This window comes from Amycolatopsis nigrescens CSC17Ta-90, from assembly GCF_000384315.1.
Lineage (GTDB): Bacteria > Actinomycetota > Actinomycetes > Mycobacteriales > Pseudonocardiaceae > Amycolatopsis > Amycolatopsis nigrescens.
The window spans coordinates 5,767,644-5,782,496 of record NZ_ARVW01000001.1; the positions used below are offsets into that span (position 1 = coordinate 5,767,644).

Annotated in this window: 17 protein-coding genes; 5 read left to right on the forward strand and 12 right to left on the reverse strand. The window is 68.5% G+C overall.

Annotated elements, in window-relative coordinates; all coding sequences use genetic code 11:
• Positions 1 to 6: 6 nt before the first annotated feature.
• From AMYNI_RS0127450 to AMYNI_RS0127500, 10 genes are all read right to left on the reverse strand, one after another.
• Entirely contained in the window at positions 7 to 441 is a 435-nt protein-coding gene (locus AMYNI_RS0127450) for a GPW/gp25 family protein (RefSeq protein WP_020671286.1), read from the reverse strand.
• Entirely contained in the window at positions 438 to 749 is a 312-nt protein-coding gene (locus AMYNI_RS0127455) for a hypothetical protein (protein WP_020671287.1), read from the reverse strand. Before AMYNI_RS0127455 ends, AMYNI_RS0127450 begins: the two co-directional genes overlap by 4 nt.
• Entirely contained in the window at positions 749 to 2,416 is a 1,668-nt protein-coding gene (locus AMYNI_RS0127460) for a hypothetical protein (RefSeq protein WP_020671288.1), read from the reverse strand. The genes AMYNI_RS0127455 and AMYNI_RS0127460 overlap by 1 nt, the downstream gene beginning before the upstream one ends.
• Positions 2,413 to 2,781, reverse strand: a complete 369-nt coding sequence (locus tag AMYNI_RS0127465) for a hypothetical protein (protein WP_157357497.1) — start codon at positions 2,779 to 2,781, stop codon at positions 2,413 to 2,415. Before AMYNI_RS0127465 ends, AMYNI_RS0127460 begins: the two co-directional genes overlap by 4 nt.
• Before the next feature lie 33 nt (positions 2,782 to 2,814).
• Positions 2,815 to 3,321 (reverse strand): hypothetical protein, encoded by a 507-nt coding sequence (locus tag AMYNI_RS0127470; protein ID WP_020671290.1) that lies wholly within the window; start codon positions 3,319 to 3,321, stop codon positions 2,815 to 2,817.
• Between the two features lie 24 nt (positions 3,322 to 3,345).
• Complete coding sequence (locus AMYNI_RS0127475; RefSeq protein ID WP_020671291.1) at positions 3,346 to 3,621, reverse strand: hypothetical protein; 276 nt, start codon at positions 3,619 to 3,621, stop codon at positions 3,346 to 3,348.
• Between the two features lie 2 nt (positions 3,622 to 3,623).
• Positions 3,624 to 4,016, reverse strand: coding sequence for a hypothetical protein (locus AMYNI_RS0127480; RefSeq protein WP_020671292.1), 393 nt, complete (start codon positions 4,014 to 4,016; stop codon positions 3,624 to 3,626).
• A gap of 9 nt (positions 4,017 to 4,025) precedes the next feature.
• Positions 4,026 to 5,150 carry a hypothetical protein gene (locus tag AMYNI_RS0127485; protein ID WP_063713777.1) on the reverse strand — a complete coding sequence of 375 codons (1,125 nt, stop codon included), beginning with the start codon at positions 5,148 to 5,150 and terminating at the stop codon, positions 4,026 to 4,028.
• The gene (locus AMYNI_RS0127490) at positions 5,147 to 6,166 is read right to left on the reverse strand and encodes a hypothetical protein (RefSeq protein WP_157357499.1); all 1,020 of its coding nucleotides are present in this window, start codon (positions 6,164 to 6,166) and stop codon (positions 5,147 to 5,149) included. The genes AMYNI_RS0127485 and AMYNI_RS0127490 overlap by 4 nt, the downstream gene beginning before the upstream one ends.
• Positions 6,167 to 7,165: 999 nt before the next feature.
• Positions 7,166 to 8,767 carry a PucR family transcriptional regulator gene (locus AMYNI_RS0127500; protein ID WP_020671296.1) on the reverse strand — a complete coding sequence of 534 codons (1,602 nt, stop codon included), beginning with the start codon at positions 8,765 to 8,767 and terminating at the stop codon, positions 7,166 to 7,168.
• 92 nt (positions 8,768 to 8,859) lie between these two features.
• On the opposite strand from AMYNI_RS0127500, the gene AMYNI_RS0127505 reads away from it, so the two are divergent.
• The 3 genes from AMYNI_RS0127505 to AMYNI_RS0127515 are packed head-to-tail and all read left to right on the forward strand — an operon-like array spanning position 8,860 to position 11,971.
• Complete coding sequence (locus AMYNI_RS0127505) at positions 8,860 to 9,726, forward strand: hypothetical protein (protein ID WP_026360999.1); 867 nt, start codon at positions 8,860 to 8,862, stop codon at positions 9,724 to 9,726.
• Entirely contained in the window at positions 9,723 to 10,844 is a 1,122-nt protein-coding gene (menC, locus tag AMYNI_RS0127510) for an o-succinylbenzoate synthase (RefSeq protein WP_020671298.1), read from the forward strand. Before AMYNI_RS0127505 ends, menC begins: the two co-directional genes overlap by 4 nt.
• A 17-nt stretch (positions 10,845 to 10,861) precedes the next feature.
• Complete coding sequence (locus AMYNI_RS0127515; RefSeq protein WP_063713872.1) at positions 10,862 to 11,971, forward strand: serine hydrolase domain-containing protein; 1,110 nt, start codon at positions 10,862 to 10,864, stop codon at positions 11,969 to 11,971.
• 21 nt (positions 11,972 to 11,992) lie between these two features.
• On the opposite strand, the gene AMYNI_RS49275 is transcribed toward AMYNI_RS0127515, so the two are convergent.
• Both AMYNI_RS49275 and AMYNI_RS0127525 read right to left on the reverse strand, forming a co-directional pair.
• Entirely contained in the window at positions 11,993 to 12,142 is a 150-nt protein-coding gene (locus AMYNI_RS49275) for a hypothetical protein (protein ID WP_020671300.1), read from the reverse strand.
• 28 nt (positions 12,143 to 12,170) lie between these two features.
• A complete protein-coding gene (locus tag AMYNI_RS0127525; protein ID WP_020671301.1) occupies positions 12,171 to 13,409 on the reverse strand; it encodes a CynX/NimT family MFS transporter in 1,239 nt (412 codons plus the stop codon).
• A gap of 72 nt (positions 13,410 to 13,481) precedes the next feature.
• On the opposite strand from AMYNI_RS0127525, the gene AMYNI_RS0127530 reads away from it, so the two are divergent.
• The gene (locus tag AMYNI_RS0127530; protein WP_026361001.1) at positions 13,482 to 14,417 is read left to right on the forward strand and encodes a LysR family transcriptional regulator; all 936 of its coding nucleotides are present in this window, start codon (positions 13,482 to 13,484) and stop codon (positions 14,415 to 14,417) included.
• A gap of 105 nt (positions 14,418 to 14,522) precedes the next feature.
• Positions 14,523 to 14,852 carry a PadR family transcriptional regulator gene (locus AMYNI_RS0127535; RefSeq protein ID WP_020671303.1) on the forward strand — a complete coding sequence of 110 codons (330 nt, stop codon included), beginning with the start codon at positions 14,523 to 14,525 and terminating at the stop codon, positions 14,850 to 14,852.
• Position 14,853 lies beyond the last annotated feature (1 nt).

The window sequence follows — 14,853 nt, forward strand, 5'->3', positions numbered from 1 at the left end:
GGCCGTCTACACCCCCACATCCACCAGCAGTGTCAGCGGGTCGCCCGCCACCGTGTCGAGCACGACCCGAACGGTCCACAAGCGACGGTGATGCGCGGATCGGGCGGCCGCGGCCAATGCCGGGTTCGCGGCCAGCAGGTCCGGGTCGTCATCGAAGACGACCTCCCGGACGTCGCGGACGCGCGGATCGGTACCCAGGGCGCGAACCAGGTTCGCCTGAATCAGCTGTTTCACCATCGGCACCGGGTTCGCCTCGGTGAAGACACCTTCGATGTCCAGTCCGTAGCCGGTGTTGAACGGATCGGACCCGAACGGTGTCAGTACGCGCAACGTCAGCGCCTGGCTGAGGTTCGCCGTCGACTCGACTTCTCGCAGCCGTCCCTGCGCCAGCACCAGGTCGCCGTCCTCCAACAGCAGGCCGCGACCGAAGGGCGTGGTCATAGCGCCTCCAGTTTCGCTTGGTTCGCGTCGGCTACCCGCCAGGTCCCGGAGTTCGTCGTTCCCTCCGCCGTCGCCAGCAGCACGGGCTGGCCTCCGAGTCGCAGCTTCGCGCTGAGGCCCTTGGTGATCCCCGTGATCGTCGCGCAGGGAGCGGATGCGTTCGGGCAGTCGATCACGCCGATGAGCAGGTCGCTCGGAAGTAACACGGCCTGCCCGTGCACAGTGAGCGAAGTGCCGGTTGCCGTCACTTTCACTGCTCCGCCGTGCACACATTTCACAACGGACGCTTCGGTCAGAACGGCGGCCATCAGGTCACCGCCACGGCTGAGCCGTCGAGCTTCATGCTGACCGAGCCGTTGGTCAGGGTGATCGGCTTGCCCTCGGTGCTGATCGTGACCGCGCCCGCGGAATCCACCCTGATCGTCGTGCCGCTGTGGTGGTCGATGGTGATCGAATCACCGGTCGGCGGCTCGGGCCGGACACCGACCTCGGGCAGTCTGCCGGCGCCGACCACCAGGTGGAGCGCCGCCGCCTGGATGACCCGGTGGCCACCGGCGTCGGTGAGGTCGTTGACACCTTTGCCCTGCGGCAGACCGTTCTTCCCCAGCTCGGTTGGCAGTGCCAGCCAGTAGTCGCCGCGCTTGCCCTGCGGTCGTTGCCGTTCCTCCGCCCACACGAAACCCGCGACCATCGCGTCGTCGACCTGCCCGTCGTTGTGCGCGAGCACCGCGCGCATCCCCGGATATACCGGGACGATCAACCCGGTCTTGTGGAACGCGAACGGCGAGGAGATCGGCTTTTCGTGCAGCTCCGCCCCGGAGCCGACCGGGCTCGCCACACTGGGTCCCGTCACCCCGGGTTCCGGAGTTTGCCCGTACCGCAACGACGCCCGGTGCCCCGCGGGCACGTAGCCGCTCACCTCACCCATGTCGATCGCCGGATGATCGGCACGACCGCGGTCGACGACTCCCCGCACGCGGTCCACCAGCCCCTGCAGCTCGGTGGCGACCTGGGCCCGCTTTCCCTGTTCGGCGGAGATCAGCCGGAGCTGCGCGGTGTAGCCGGAGTCGACGTGGAAACAGTGCACCACACGCGAGATCCGCAACGGTCCCGTCGGCATTCCGGACAGGCCGGCCATCGTGGCCACCTGGCCAGGCCGCAGCCCTGGATGACCGAGCACGGTCAGTTCCAGCGTGGTGCGGACAGGCGGCCTGCCCGCGGCGGGGGGTCGCCGGAAGGCCGCACGTGGCGCCGTGTCCTCCGCGGTCGAACTGCTGAGGGCGACCAGGTTCGTGTCCGGGTCGAACACCACCGGCGCCCGGTCGGCCGGCGCGCCGACCGCGTCACCGAGATGGACCTGGCGGTCGCGGAGCACCATCGGAACGTCCGCACGGGCGGCGATCTCGGCGAGCGCGTCCAAGACGGAACCGGAGCGAACCGTGAAGTCGGCCGGCCCTTCGCCCGCGGAAGAGCCACCTGCGAGCCCGACTCCGGCGGCCTTGGCCAGTGACTCGGTGAGATCGACGATCCTGACGCCCGGTGCGGGCCCCAGCTCGGCCGGGGTGTTGCGGAGCAGGTATCCGCCTTCCTCCTGACCGTGCAGCACGGTGCGGGCGAGGCCGTCGTCGCCGACACCGGAAGTCACCGACATGATACGGCCGACCAGCACCTGGCTCGCGCCGGTTTGGGTCGAAGGCTCGTCGAAGTATCCAAGGTGGACGGTGGCGTTCAGCGGTCTGGCGGCGTGCGTTTTCTTGATCAGTTCCGTCACCGAAGCGGGCAAGTCGATCACGCTGACTTCAAACGTGCCCGCCGCTGCGGCGTCGCTCATCGTCACGGTGATGTCTGCGTCGGCGACCGTAGATCCACTTTGGACGTCATTGGAGATCGTGATCGGCAGGCCGGGCCCGGTCGCCGTCCCTGCCAGCGCGGCGACTGCCGCGATCTCGATCCGGTACCAGAGTACGACGCTCATCGCGGTGCCACCCCGCCTCGGACGACCGAGCCGAACGAGCCCGCTCCGTTGAGGTTGCGCGGGTCCAGCCGCATCGCCGCGAAGGTGAGCGCCAGCTCGGCCGCCAGGTACTCCACACCGGGCACCAGCTTGCGGCGGAACAGGCCGACCAGCCCGCCCGGTTCCTCCCGTTCCACCGAGAGCACCAGGAACGCCCCGGCGGATGGCAGTTCGAGCGGACCGTCCACGGCGGCTTCCAGCATCTCCTCGGCGACGTTCGCATGCAGCCGGAACAGGTAGTTCCGGCCGGACATCGCCAGCCGGAACGCCTGTGGGAAGCCCTCGTCGGCGTTGATCGGCAAGCGAAGATAGGTACGTGTCGGCATCGCCGACCTCCCCTCCTGGTGTGATTCCGATGGTCAGAACAGATCCTCGGCAGTGCGGGCGACCGGATTGGGCTGCACGAATCCGGGCAGGAACGCGGTTCCGGCAGCCACGGCCAGATCCGCCACTTCTCCGAAGGCCGCGGACAAACCTGGCCGAACCGCCGCTACCAGCGAGATCGATACGTCCAGCGCGTCGCGTCTTTCCACGCTCTGCTGAAACTCGAGGTTCGTGATCTGCATGTCCAGGCTGATCGTGAGGCCGGATACCACGGAAATACCATTGCGAAGCACGGGTACGGCGAACGCGGCCAGGTTCATGGACGTCAGTGCCAGCGCCTCCAGCGCCTTCTTCAGCCCGAACCGTTCCGAGCCGATCAGCACCGCCTTGATGCCTATCTCCTTCCTGGCCGGCTGGGTGAGCTGCACGAACCTGCTGCCGTGGACGTGCGGGGTCTCATAGCCCTCGGCGACCGACATGCTCTGCACGTAGCGCAGCGGCACCGGCCCGACGAGCACCGGAACGTTGGTTCCCGACACCATTGCCTCCCCTCGAAGTCGCCGGCTTCATCCGCGGGCGGCCAGCTCCCGCTCGATCCCGTCGAACAGCTGACTCGCCAGCCGCCGGCGCTCGGTGGCGGGCAGTGCTCCCATCGCCTGGATCTCGACCGGGAAGTGGTAATTCACCACCGCCCCGCCGGGCGGCGAGATGACGGCTTCGCTTCCCGGTGCCGGAATGATGCGTTCGTCCACGTGAACCAGCGCGATACCGGTGCGCTCCACTCGCCCGCCTTGGGAGAAACCGGGAATTTCAAACGAATTCTCGAAGTCGTCGGTGTCCATGGCTATGCCTCCACCCCGACGTCCAAGGCAAGGCAGTTGAAGTTCGCCTGCGGTACACCGTCGATCACCACGTTGCTCGGATTGGCCGCGGTGACCACGCAGCGGGCGAACTTGATGGAGTTGAAGGCCCAGTCGGTGCCCTTCTTTTCGGCGACCACGACCGAGAACTCCTGGCCACTGGTGGCGAGCTCGGTCAGATCCGCCACCGCCGTGGCGACCGCGGGCACGGCCATCGTGAAGGTGAAGGTCACCGGCTGACGGACGAAACCGACGTTGTCCGCCTCGATGCTGTGCAACACGGTGTGCGGCACGTTGAAGGTCGGGGTGAAGCTGGAGATCGGCGTGATCGTGTTGTCCCCGAGCTTGACCTCGAGTCTGGTGTTCCAGTCCGGCATCGGTTCTCCCTACTTGAACTTGAGCGCGATCGAAAGCCGGTGGACCGCACCGGCGTACTGGATGGCGGCCATGACCTCGACGACCCGTTGTGCCTGTGCGTCGTTGATCCGCTTGGCCTCCCCAGCGGTGAGCGTTGCCGGATCCTTGTCCAGCAAGGCGAGCAGCGGGACGAAGACCTCGAACCCGTTCAGCACCCCGTTCTGCACTTGGACGCCGAGGATCGCTTCAAGCTGGGCGATAAGTGCGCGCAGACCGGACCGGCCGATCCGCACGTTTCCGATGGTCTTGATGAGCTGCGCGTTGAGCCGGAACGTGATGTCGTCGACTGTGCGCACGATGTCGATGAACTTCTTCCCGCCTGGGTTCCCGGTGTAGCCCTCGCCGAGATAGACACCGCTGCCGGGAATGATCGCCGGGCTGGTCAACCAGTTGACCCCGTTCCCCGCCGGTCCGGACAGCTCGGTTTCCGTACCGTTCAGGTCCTCGATTTCGGCTTGGCTGAAGGGTTCACTGGTGATGTTGACCTGCTTCAGCAGCATCGAGATATGCGGCTGATAGCCCGCAATCGTGCCCGCGACGGCGGCCGCGGCGTCCTGGCTGCTGCGATGCGCGACGTAGACCATCCGCTCGCTCGCCAGTACACCCGTCACCGGAGTGGGATCGGCCGAATCCTTGGCCAACATCGCCACCCCCATCCGCTGCTTTCCATCTCCGCCGGTCGTCGACACCGAAGCGACGTGTTCGGCCAGCGACACCAATGCGCCATCAGGGACCCCGGTGTCGTCGTCCAGTGGCGTGTTAGCCAGCACGACCAGTTGGACGTCGAGACGGGCGACCTCGTCCAGCGCGGCCTGCCAGTCCGGCGAGCTTTCACTCACCCGGACCGCGGTCACCGACGACGGGCCTGGCGACTGCGCGAACGCCAGGGCGACCGCGTCCCCGAGGTCACCGGGCGCGCGCCGGCGAGCTTCGGTCGGATCGGTGAACGTGATCGGCACGCCCACTTCTGCCGCGCCATCGGGTGGTGGCGATGGCAGCGTGACCCTCCCGATCACCGCGAGACTGCCGAAGGCACGAACCGCAGGGGCGAAAAGCTCGGTAGTCGGATTCACCCGGACATAGCGAACGGTCATCGCTCCCCCTCCTGTCTTTCTTTGACCTGTTGTTCATGGCTTTTCGTAGCCTCATCCGATGTGGACGGAAGGAACAGCGCCGCCACCCCCGCGCCGGCGAAGAGCTGCTCCACCGCCGCGACAGTGGTCCCGCCATCCGCCGGTCCCGTCTCCGCGAACACGACCGCCGACGCATACGGGGCGATCGACTCCACCTTGGGCAGCACCGGTTCCGCGCCCGCCACCGCCCGGCCGGCCTCGGTGATGATCCGGCCGGCCCGCAGGCCCTCGGTGAGATCGAACGGATCGACCGCCACCGTGGCGACGGCCACCCCGAGCGTGTGCACGTTGGCCGGGTCGTCCGGATCGAAGGGGCCCGCGGTACGCAGCCGCACCGTCGACAGCAGGTACTGGAATGCTTCCCGCAACTCCTCGACGGTGCTGATGCCGTGTTCCGACATGAACGCGTCCAGGTCGACGAACGGGAGGCGCTGACGGAATTCGTCGAAGGTGGTGAATCCTTCGACGGTTTCGTTGACGACCGATTCGACCCCGGCGGCATCGGTTTCGGCCACCACGGTGACCTTCAGCTTGGCCAGGATGTCGATCCACACCGGCCTTGGTGACCTTTCGTTGTCCACGACGAACTCGGTACGGCTGTAAGTCGGCACGAGCTGGGTCCAGCTTCCCGCCGTCCGTTTCTCGGAGAAGAGCGGGAATTGCAGCACCAGCTCGTCGACGACGACGTCGCGCACCTGGTCGATCCGCACCGCCGACAGGTCGTAGGTCGCCGCGAGCGCGGTACGCACCAGCCGCCGTTCGCTGTCTCCCGAAGGCAACAGGAGCGCGCGGAACGCCACTGGATCGGCAAGGCGCAACAGTGCGCTGTCCCGGAATGAAGTCATCGCCGCCGTCACACCTGGAGGGTGATGGAGGCGCTCACGTTCGCGCTCGCCCCCTGGTTGTCGGTGGCCGTGATTTCGAAGGTGTAAGTACCCGAGCTGGGGAACCGGATGCCGGCTCGCCAGCTCGACCACTCGTTCCCCGTCGGCCCGGTGCCGTCCGCCAGCACGGAAGTCGTCTCCGGGAGGATCCGATACCTGACGCCGTTGACCCCGGCCGCCGCACCGGCCGTCGTCCCGGTGAAGGTGACCGTGAAAGGCGTTTCCGGGACGGTGATGACCGGGTCGAAGTCATCGATCGCCACCGCGGGTTGCAGACCGTCGTCCACGATGACGGTCCGACGTTCCTGCGTTGCCTTGCCTCCCGGATCGGTGCACGTCACGGAAATCTCGCGGGGCCCGAGCGGGGCGGGACTGAGCGTGATCGTCTTCGCATAGTTGGTGCCGGTGTGCTGGGCACTCGTGCTCGTGCCGTCGTGACCGATGGTTACAGCGAAGGGATAGCTTTGATTCGTCCCGGTGCTGAGCCGGACCTCGACCTGGGCAGGCCCACGGCTGACGTCGACGCGGGCACGGTCGGCAGGTGCCACCCAGGTGAACGCCGGCGGGAACGGCGCCACCACGGTGACGATCTTCGTGCTGGCCCGCACCATTTGCCCGGTGGTGGTGACCCCCCACCCGGCGACCGCGGGGGTACCGGTGTGCGGGAATGTGACCGGGAAGCTCGCGCCGTTGCCCGCGGACGGGCTGTTGTCCACGAACTTGTGGCCCGCCGCCTCGAGGTCCATCTCGGTGAAGGTGACCAAGGGAACCGGTTCCCAAGCGTTGTTCCGCAGTATCCAGCTGGTGCCGCGGCTGACCGACAACGTGATCCTGGCCGGGACGCCCACCTGCACGGCCCCGGTCGGCAGGCCGATGGAAACCGTCGCCGGAATGTTGTCGGGTCTGGGGGATATCGACGGGGAGGGAGACTCCGCCTCTTCCACATTGGGCACATCGTCGATCGTCACGGGAACCTCCCCATCGGCACGCCGGGAGCTCTGCCCTCTCGGCACCACCTCACGGTCGCAAGGCTCGTCGACAATCCGTCGACAACGCACCAACGCCGGCGAACGGGCCGTTGTCGATGCCGCGCTAGCCGAGCTGGTCGCCCAGCCGCAACCGCAGCCACAGCACCAGCCGCTCGTCCGGGTCGGCGAGATCGACCCCGAAGATCTCCTCGGCGCGGGAAAGCCGGTACCGGATCGTGTTCGCGTGCACGGACAGCCGAGTGGAGGCGGCAGCGATATCGCTGTTGGCGTCGAGGTAGCTGCGGATGGTGGACGCATAGGTGGTGCCGTGCTCGAGATCGTGGGCGCGGATCGCGGGCCCGAGCCTGCGGGGCAGCGCCTCGTGCGCGGCGAGTATGCGGGCCAGTTCGGACAGTGCCGCGCCGGCCCACATCTCGTCGATCGTGGCCACCTGGCACGGTTCCGGGTCACCCGGCCGTTCGGTGAGTGCGCGCAGGACGAGATCGGCGTCGGCGCGTGAGCTCGCGATCGAGCGCAGGCCGGTGACCAGCGAGCCGAGTCCCGCTTGGATGCGCACCCGCAGTGCGCCGTGGGCTCGCCGGGCGATGTCGGCGACGAGTTCCCGGTGCGCGTTCGGTGAAGGCCCGCCCGGCAGCAGCGCATAGACCGTGCCGTCGATCAACGCGCAGCCGGGCCTGCCGTAGTGGGCCTCGCAGTGCAGGCTCACCAGGTCGGCGAGCCGGGTGGCCGCATGCGCCGCGACAACCTCGTCGGCGTCGCTCGAGGCGACGGCGAACGCGGCCACCGCCACCGGCACGTCGGGGTCCAGGCCGAGTCGCGGGGCCACGGCGGTGACACTGCTCGGGTCGGTGAGCAACCGGCGCAACAGGTCGGCGCGCCTGCGGCGGACGGCATCGACCGCGGCACGGGCCGCGAGCAAGTGCAGCGCGGTGATGTCTGCGGCGTCGAAGAGTGCCTGTTCGGAGGCTTCATCGAGGCGGTTCTCGGCGTCGACGACCCAGATCGAACCCAGTACCTCGCTGCCGGCGCGGACCGCGACGCCGAGGCGGGGAAGACCGCCGGGAAGGGCGGGGAACCGGCAGGTGCGCCGCACCTGGGCGAGTGTGCGGTACTGCTCGTCGTAGTGGTCCGGGGCGTCCGGCACCTGGAGACCGAGGATGCCCTGGCGGCGGCCTTCATCGATGCCATGGCCGGGCAAGGTCGAGTACGCGAGGATGCGCCGGTGCGGATCTTCGATCGCGGTGGCACCACCGACCATTCCCGCGATCGCGTTGGCCAGTGCGAACAGATCGCCGATGGCGGGGTCGCCAGGGCCCTGCGCGAAACGCGCCGCTGAGGCAAGGGCCGAAGAGAGCATGGCGTCCAGGTGGTGCCAGGCCACGGCCTCGTCGGCGGCGAGCAGCACGAGACCGGACCGCAGCGCGGCTTCGGTCAGCTCGGTGACCGGTTCGCCGAAGCTCTTCACCACAAGGCAGGCGTAACCGGCCTCGGCCGCCGAACCGACGAGCTCCAGTGCTTCGGCCGTGCCCACGCCGACGGCGAGCAGGATCGCGTCGTGGGCGGGTGGAAGCGGGGTTCGCCGCTCGAAGATGAGCACGCCCGAGACCGGTACCGGCCTTTCCGGCAGTGCGGTCAACGGCCGCAGCAGCGAAGAGCCCAACGCATCGAGGACCTGGCCGAGATCGGGTACCTCAGGGTCGAGCATCCTCACCTCTTCAGCCAGACGCACAAAGTATTCGCGGAATCTCTGGACGGGCGCTGCATACGCCTGGCCGGCACGGCCGCGACGCTGTCAGCATGCACGTTCCAGCAGGTGTGCCGCGGGCGGTTCCAGCGACCGTACTCGCTTCGGCCGAGGCGAGCGCGACCGAAACCGCCACGCGCGCCGCGGCCCGTGCGGGGGTCCGGATCCACCTGGCCGAGGACGTCCCCACGGTGGAGGCGATTTCGCGATTCTTCGCCGCGGTATGGCAGACCTCCGAAGCCCAGCCGCCGTTCGCGCCCGACGCGCTGCGAGCCTTCGCGCATGCCGGAGGCGCCGTGCACTACGCGGACGACCGGGACGGCGTCGCCGCCGCGTCCGTGCTGCTTTTCTGCTCGCCGGCCGCCAATGCCGTCTACTCGGTGATCGCGGCCGCCCGCACCAGCGATCGTGGAGTCGGCTTCGCCCTCAAGCAGGCGCAGCGGGCCTGGGCGCTCGAACGCGGCATGACCTCGATGATCTGGACCTTCGACCCGCTGGTGAGCCGCAACGCCCACTTCAACCTCGCCAAGCTCGGCGCGACCGCCACGGAGTACACAGTGGACCTCTTCGGTCGAATCGACGACGGTGTCAACGGGCACGACGAAACCGACCGGCTCACCGCCGTCTGGCCGCTTTCCGAGCCACATTCCGCCCACTGCGCCGGACCCGATCCCGACAGCGCGGAACTCAACCCGCGGCCAGCGCCGGATGGCGCGCCGTTCCGCGCTCGTGACGAAAACGGGCTCTGGTGCCGAGTCCCACCCGACATCGTCACCACGCGCCGCCGGGACCAGCGGCTCGCCGTCGAGTGGCGGGCGGCCGTGCGCGATGCCCTCCGTCCGGTCTTCGATGCCGGCTTCGTCGCGACCGGGTTCAGCAAGTCCGGCTGGTACCACCTGACCAGGAAGGAACAGCCGTGAAGATCGAACTCATCGAGCTCATCGAGATCCGCCTTCCACTCGTCCGCCCGTTCCGGACTTCGCGGGGAACCGACACCGAACGGCACACCCTGCTGCTGCACGTGGTGACCGACGCTGCCGAAGGCTGGGCCGAATTCGGCGGCGACCCCGAGCCGCTGTACAGCTCGGAGTTCGCCGCCGGCGCCGAGCGCGTCCTGCTCGATCACCTCGTGCCGAGGGTCACCGCACTGCACCGGCCGAGTGCCGCCCGGATTGCCGCCGCGATGTCGCCGGTCAAGGGCAACCCGATGGCCAAGGCGCTGCTCGAAACGGCGATCCTCGACGCCGAGTGCCGCGCGCACGCGATGCCGCTGGCGACCTACCTCGGGGCGGTGCGCGACCGCGTCCCCGCCGGGGTGTCCGTCGGGATCGCGGACACGATCGCGGAACTGCTGGAGTCGGTCTCCGGCTACCTGGAGCAGGGGTATGTCCGGATCAAGATCAAGATCGAACCGGGCTGGGACATCGAGCCCGTTCGCGCGATCCGCCGCGAGTTCGGTGCCGAACTGGCGCTGCAGGTCGACGCGAACACCGCCTACTCGCTGACCGATGCCGAACACCTGCGCGGGCTCGACGAGTTCGGACTCGTCCAGATCGAGCAACCGCTCGGCGAGGACGACCTGCGCGGTCACATCGAGCTTTCGAAGTTGCTGCGCACGCCGATCTGCCTCGACGAATCGATCCGCTCCGCGCGCACGGCCGCCGCCGCGATCGGGCTGGGCGCCTGCCGCATCATCAATATCAAGCCCAGCCGGGTCGGGGGTTACCTCGAGGCCCGGCGGATTCATGACATCTGCGCCGCGCACGGGGTACCCGTCTGGTGCGGCGGGATGCTCGAGACCGGTATCGGCCGCGCGCAGAACCTCGCACTCGCCGCACTTCCCGGTTTCGTGCTGCCGAGCGACATTTCGGCCTCCAGCCGCTACTACACCGAGGACCTCACCGACGCGTTCCGGCTCGACGACGGTTGTCTGTCCGTTCCGGACGGCCCGGGCAGCGGCGTGACCGTGCTTCCCGCGGCGCTCGGCCGCTACGCCGTCGCCACGCGGAACCTGTACCAGCAGGGCTCGATGCGGTAACCGTGGAAGGAGACATCATGCGAGGTTGGACGAGTGCCGCCGTGGCCTTGGTGGTCACGGCCTCTCTGGCGGTGGCGCCGGTCGCGTCGGCCACCACACCACCCTGTGAAACCAAGCCCATCCAGACCGCGCTGAAGGCGTTGCGGAGTATCGATGCGGGGATTGCGGTGACGGTGAAGAGCCCGCGTTGCGGCGTTTGGAACGGCGGCGTTGGCCTCGCCGACCGCAGGACTGGCCGTAAGGTCGTCGGCGATGAGCACGGCCGGATCGGCAGCGATACCAAGGCATGGACGGCCACGGTCGTGCTTCAGCTCGTCGGCGAAGGCAAGATCAAGCTCGATGACACCGTCGACCAGCATCTGCCCGGCCTCATCCGCACCGAACACCACGACGGTCGCAAGATCACGATCCGGCAGCTTCTGCAGCACACCAGTGGCCTGCCCGATTATCTGGACGCGCCGTTCTGGGCGGACGAGGAGGCGCACCGCTGGGATCACATCGAGCCCCTGCGGACAGTCGAGCAGGCGCTGACCTTGCCCCCACCCGACCGGGCTCCGTCGGGCTTCGCCTACGCCAACACCAACTACAACCTGGCTGGACTGATCGTCACGAAGGTCACCGGCCGCGGCATCGGCACCGAGATCGACCGGCGGATCATCAAGCGGCTCGGCCTGTGCGAAACCTCTTGGCCTGGCGACCGGACCACGATTCCCAAGCCGGACCTGCGAAGCTATGTCGAGCGGGCTGGGAAGCTGGTGGACAGGACGGAATGGAACACCTCCGAGGCCGACGCGTCGGGGGCGCTGATCTCCACCGGGGCCGACACGACCGCCTTCTGGACCGCGCTGCTGACCGGGAAACTGCTGGCCCCAGCCCAGCTCGCCGAAATGAAACGCACCATTCCGGACGACTCCGGTCAGGACTACGGCCTGGGGGTCGAGGGCTATCGACACATTCGGGGCCTCGCCACCTGGGGCCACAGCGGCAGCATGGCCGGTGGCCACAAGTTCCGGAACGCCGTCACCGATGACGGCCAACGGGCCGTGACCCTGCTGATCAACACGGACACGTTCAACTCGGACGTGGTTGACTCCGTCATCGGCGATCTCATCCGCGACCTCCGCTGACCCCGATCCGAAGCTGAAGGGTCAAGTGCGGTCTGAATTCCGGTCGCGGCGCGGGTAAGGGGAGCTCAGCGACCAGTCACCCATCCGCGAGGTTCCCTGTGCCAAGGCGGCCAGCTCGAATCCCACTGTGCAGAGCACGGTGAGTTCCACGATCACGATCAGCAGCAACATTGGTTTCGACTCCTTTGCTTTCTGTCAATCAGACTGCGTCGGCGGTTTGATCGAGTGTGCTGTTCCGGTTCAGCCGGACGAAGCCGGGCCGTGCGGCCAGCAGGCCGCAGACCAGCTCGGGCACCACCAGCAGAAGCAGCAACCAGAGCGACACCTCCCAGCCGCCGGTGACGCTGTGCAGCAGGCCGAAGGTCAGCGGGCCGGATCCGGCGAGGAGGTAGCCGCCGGACTGGGCCATGCCCGAGAGCCGCGCGGTGACCGCGGCGGTGGGTGAGCGCAGGTTGAGCAGCGTGAGGGCGAGCGGGAACGCGCTGCCGGTGGCGAACCCGAAGATCGTGATCCAGGCCCAACCGCCCCGCGGAGCGAGGAGCAGGCCGCCGAGTCCGAGCACCATCCCGGCGACGACCCCGAGTACGAGCGGCCGCTGGTCGCGCAGCCGGGCGGCGACCACCGGTACGGCGAAACCGAGCGGGATTCCGATGATCACGATGACCGAGTTCATCATCCCGGCGGTGGCCGGCCCGAACCCGTGCTCGCGCATGATCTCGGGAAGCCACGACATCAGCGTGTAGAACATCAGCGACGCCATACCCATGAAGATCGTCACGGACCACGCCAGCGGCGAGCGCAGCAGCGACCCGTGCTCCGCAAGAGTTTGCGGGTGAGCGGAGGTGCTGGCGGGCGCCTGCCTCCACCCGCGGAGCGCGAGCGGACCCCACACCAGTGCCGCGACCAGCGACGGGAAGGCCCACACGACCAGAGCCAGCCGCCAGCCGCCCAGGTGCTCCAGCGGGACGGCCAGGCCCGCCGCGGCGGCACCGCTGACCGACATCAGCATCATCGCCATGCCGGTGACCGAACCCACGCGGCCGGGGAACACGCGCTTGATGACCGCCGGCACCAGCACGTTGCCGGTGGCGATCCCGGCTCCGGCCAGCACGGTGCCGGTGAACAGCGCCGGCTGGGCGGGGACCACGCGCAGCAGGAGCCCGGTCGTGATCAGCAGGAGCGCTGCGGTGAGCGCCGCCTCGGTGCCGATCCGGCGGGCGAGCACGGGGGCGAGCGCGGAGAAGGCGCCAAGGCACAGCATCGGCAGGGTGGTGAGCACGCTGACGTCGACGCCGGTGAGCCCGAACGCGTCCTGTAGCTCACCCAGTACCGGAGGGATGCCGGTGATGGCCGCGCGCAGGTTGAGGGTCAGCAGCACCAGGCCGATAAGGGTCCAGACCGCCGTGAAACGAGTGACGCGGGGGCTGGAAGTCATCATGTCAGCAGGATGACCCCGGACGACCGTTGCCGTCCATTGCATGTTTTGCAGGTGATTGTGCAAGATGATTTCATGATTGACCTGCGCCGCCTTCACATGCTCCGCGTGGTGCACCAGCAGGGCACGGTCACCGCGGCCGCCGAGGCCCTGCACCTCACCCCGTCCGCGGTCTCCCACCACCTGCGCGAGCTCGCGCGCGAGCTCAAGGTCCCGCTCCTGGAGCCGCAGGGCCGGGGCGTCCGGCTGACCCCGGCCGCGCTCGTGCTCATCGACCACGCCGACGCGTTGCTGGCCCGGTGGGAGGAGGCGCAGGCGGAGCTGGAGTCCTACCGGGCCGGCCAGACCGGACCGCTGCGCATCGCGGGCTTCACCACCGCGATCAGCGGCCTGATCGCCCCCGCGGCCGGGCGGCTGCGGCGCAGCCATCCCGACATCCTGGTGCAGGTGCGCGAATGCGACACCGCGGAGAGCATGGACCTTTTGGTGGCGGGCAAGGTGGATCTCGCGGTCGTGGAGCCCGTCGAGGGCGGGCCGGCGCCGGATGACGCGCGGTTCGAGCAGGGCCTGTTGCTGGAGGAGCCGCACGTCATGCTGGTGCCCGCCGACCATCCGATGGCGCGGGCGGCATCGGTGCGGCTGGAGGACGCGGCGGCCGAGGACTGGATCGTCGCCGACCCCGGCACCTGCGATCACGCCCAGCGGGTGCGGGTGCTGTGCGCGGCGGCCGGGTTCTCGCCGCGGATCGTGCATGCCGCGACCCAATGGCCGGCGGTCTGGTCGCTGGTCGGGAACGGGCTGGGCGTCTCGCTGGTCCCGCGGCTGGCCGAGGGCCCGGCGGGGCAGGCGGTGGTGCGGGTGCCGGTGTCGAGCGAGAACATGCCGACGCGGCGGATCCTCACCTGCGTGCGCCGGGGCAGCCGGCGGAACCCGCTCATCGACCTCGGGATGCGGGCGCTGGAAGAGGCGGTGCGCGACCACCGGGCCGTGGGCTGGCCCCAGTCCGCCTGACGGCCCGCCCGCCACGGCACCTGTCGCGGGGGAAGCTTGTGCGCTCGCTAGTCAGTGTTACTATCTACCGGTAGTAAGTGTTGCTGAGTAGCTGGAGAGTGTTCCATGGGCAAGCAGATGACGGAGATGCTCAAGGGAACGCTGGAGGGCATCGTGCTCGCGATCCTGTCCGGCCGACCCGCGTACGGCTACGAGATCACCGCGTGGCTGCGGGATCAGGGCTTCTCCGACATCGCCGAAGGCACTGTCTATGCGCTGCTCGTCAGGATCGAGCAGAAGAGCCTCGTCGACGTGGAAAAGGTTCCGTCCGAGAAGGGGCCGCCGCGCAAGGTGTTCTCCCTCAACGCGCAGGGACGGCAACACCTCGAAGAGTTCTGGAAGACCTGGAGCTTTCTCGCAGAACGGCTCGAACAGCTCCGCGAAGGGGGTAGCTGAC

Bases quoted from the DNA above. Each gene is read 5' to 3' on its own strand.
- AMYNI_RS0127450 (WP_020671286.1), bottom strand. From the start codon at position 441: ATGACCACGCCCTTCGGTCGCGGCCTGCTGTTGGAGGACGGCGACCTG.
- AMYNI_RS0127455 (WP_020671287.1), bottom strand. From the start codon at position 749: ATGGCCGCCGTTCTGACCGAAGCGTCCGTTGTGAAATGTGTGCACGGC.
- AMYNI_RS0127460 (WP_020671288.1), bottom strand. From the start codon at position 2,416: ATGAGCGTCGTACTCTGGTACCGGATCGAGATCGCGGCAGTCGCCGCG.
- AMYNI_RS0127465 (WP_157357497.1), bottom strand. From the start codon at position 2,781: ATGCCGACACGTACCTATCTTCGCTTGCCGATCAACGCCGACGAGGGC.
- AMYNI_RS0127470 (WP_020671290.1), bottom strand. From the start codon at position 3,321: ATGGTGTCGGGAACCAACGTTCCGGTGCTCGTCGGGCCGGTGCCGCTG.
- AMYNI_RS0127475 (WP_020671291.1), bottom strand. From the start codon at position 3,621: ATGGACACCGACGACTTCGAGAATTCGTTTGAAATTCCCGGTTTCTCC.
- AMYNI_RS0127480 (WP_020671292.1), bottom strand. From the start codon at position 4,016: ATGCCGGACTGGAACACCAGACTCGAGGTCAAGCTCGGGGACAACACG.
- AMYNI_RS0127485 (WP_063713777.1), bottom strand. From the start codon at position 5,150: ATGACCGTTCGCTATGTCCGGGTGAATCCGACTACCGAGCTTTTCGCC.
- AMYNI_RS0127500 (WP_020671296.1), bottom strand. From the start codon at position 8,767: ATGCTCGACCCTGAGGTACCCGATCTCGGCCAGGTCCTCGATGCGTTG.
- AMYNI_RS0127505 (WP_026360999.1), top strand. From the start codon at position 8,860: ATGCACGTTCCAGCAGGTGTGCCGCGGGCGGTTCCAGCGACCGTACTC.
- AMYNI_RS0127515 (WP_063713872.1), top strand. From the start codon at position 10,862: ATGCGAGGTTGGACGAGTGCCGCCGTGGCCTTGGTGGTCACGGCCTCT.
- AMYNI_RS49275 (WP_020671300.1), bottom strand. From the start codon at position 12,142: ATGTTGCTGCTGATCGTGATCGTGGAACTCACCGTGCTCTGCACAGTG.
- AMYNI_RS0127525 (WP_020671301.1), bottom strand. From the start codon at position 13,409: ATGATGACTTCCAGCCCCCGCGTCACTCGTTTCACGGCGGTCTGGACC.
- AMYNI_RS0127530 (WP_026361001.1), top strand. From the start codon at position 13,482: ATGATTGACCTGCGCCGCCTTCACATGCTCCGCGTGGTGCACCAGCAG.
- AMYNI_RS0127535 (WP_020671303.1), top strand. From the start codon at position 14,523: ATGGGCAAGCAGATGACGGAGATGCTCAAGGGAACGCTGGAGGGCATC.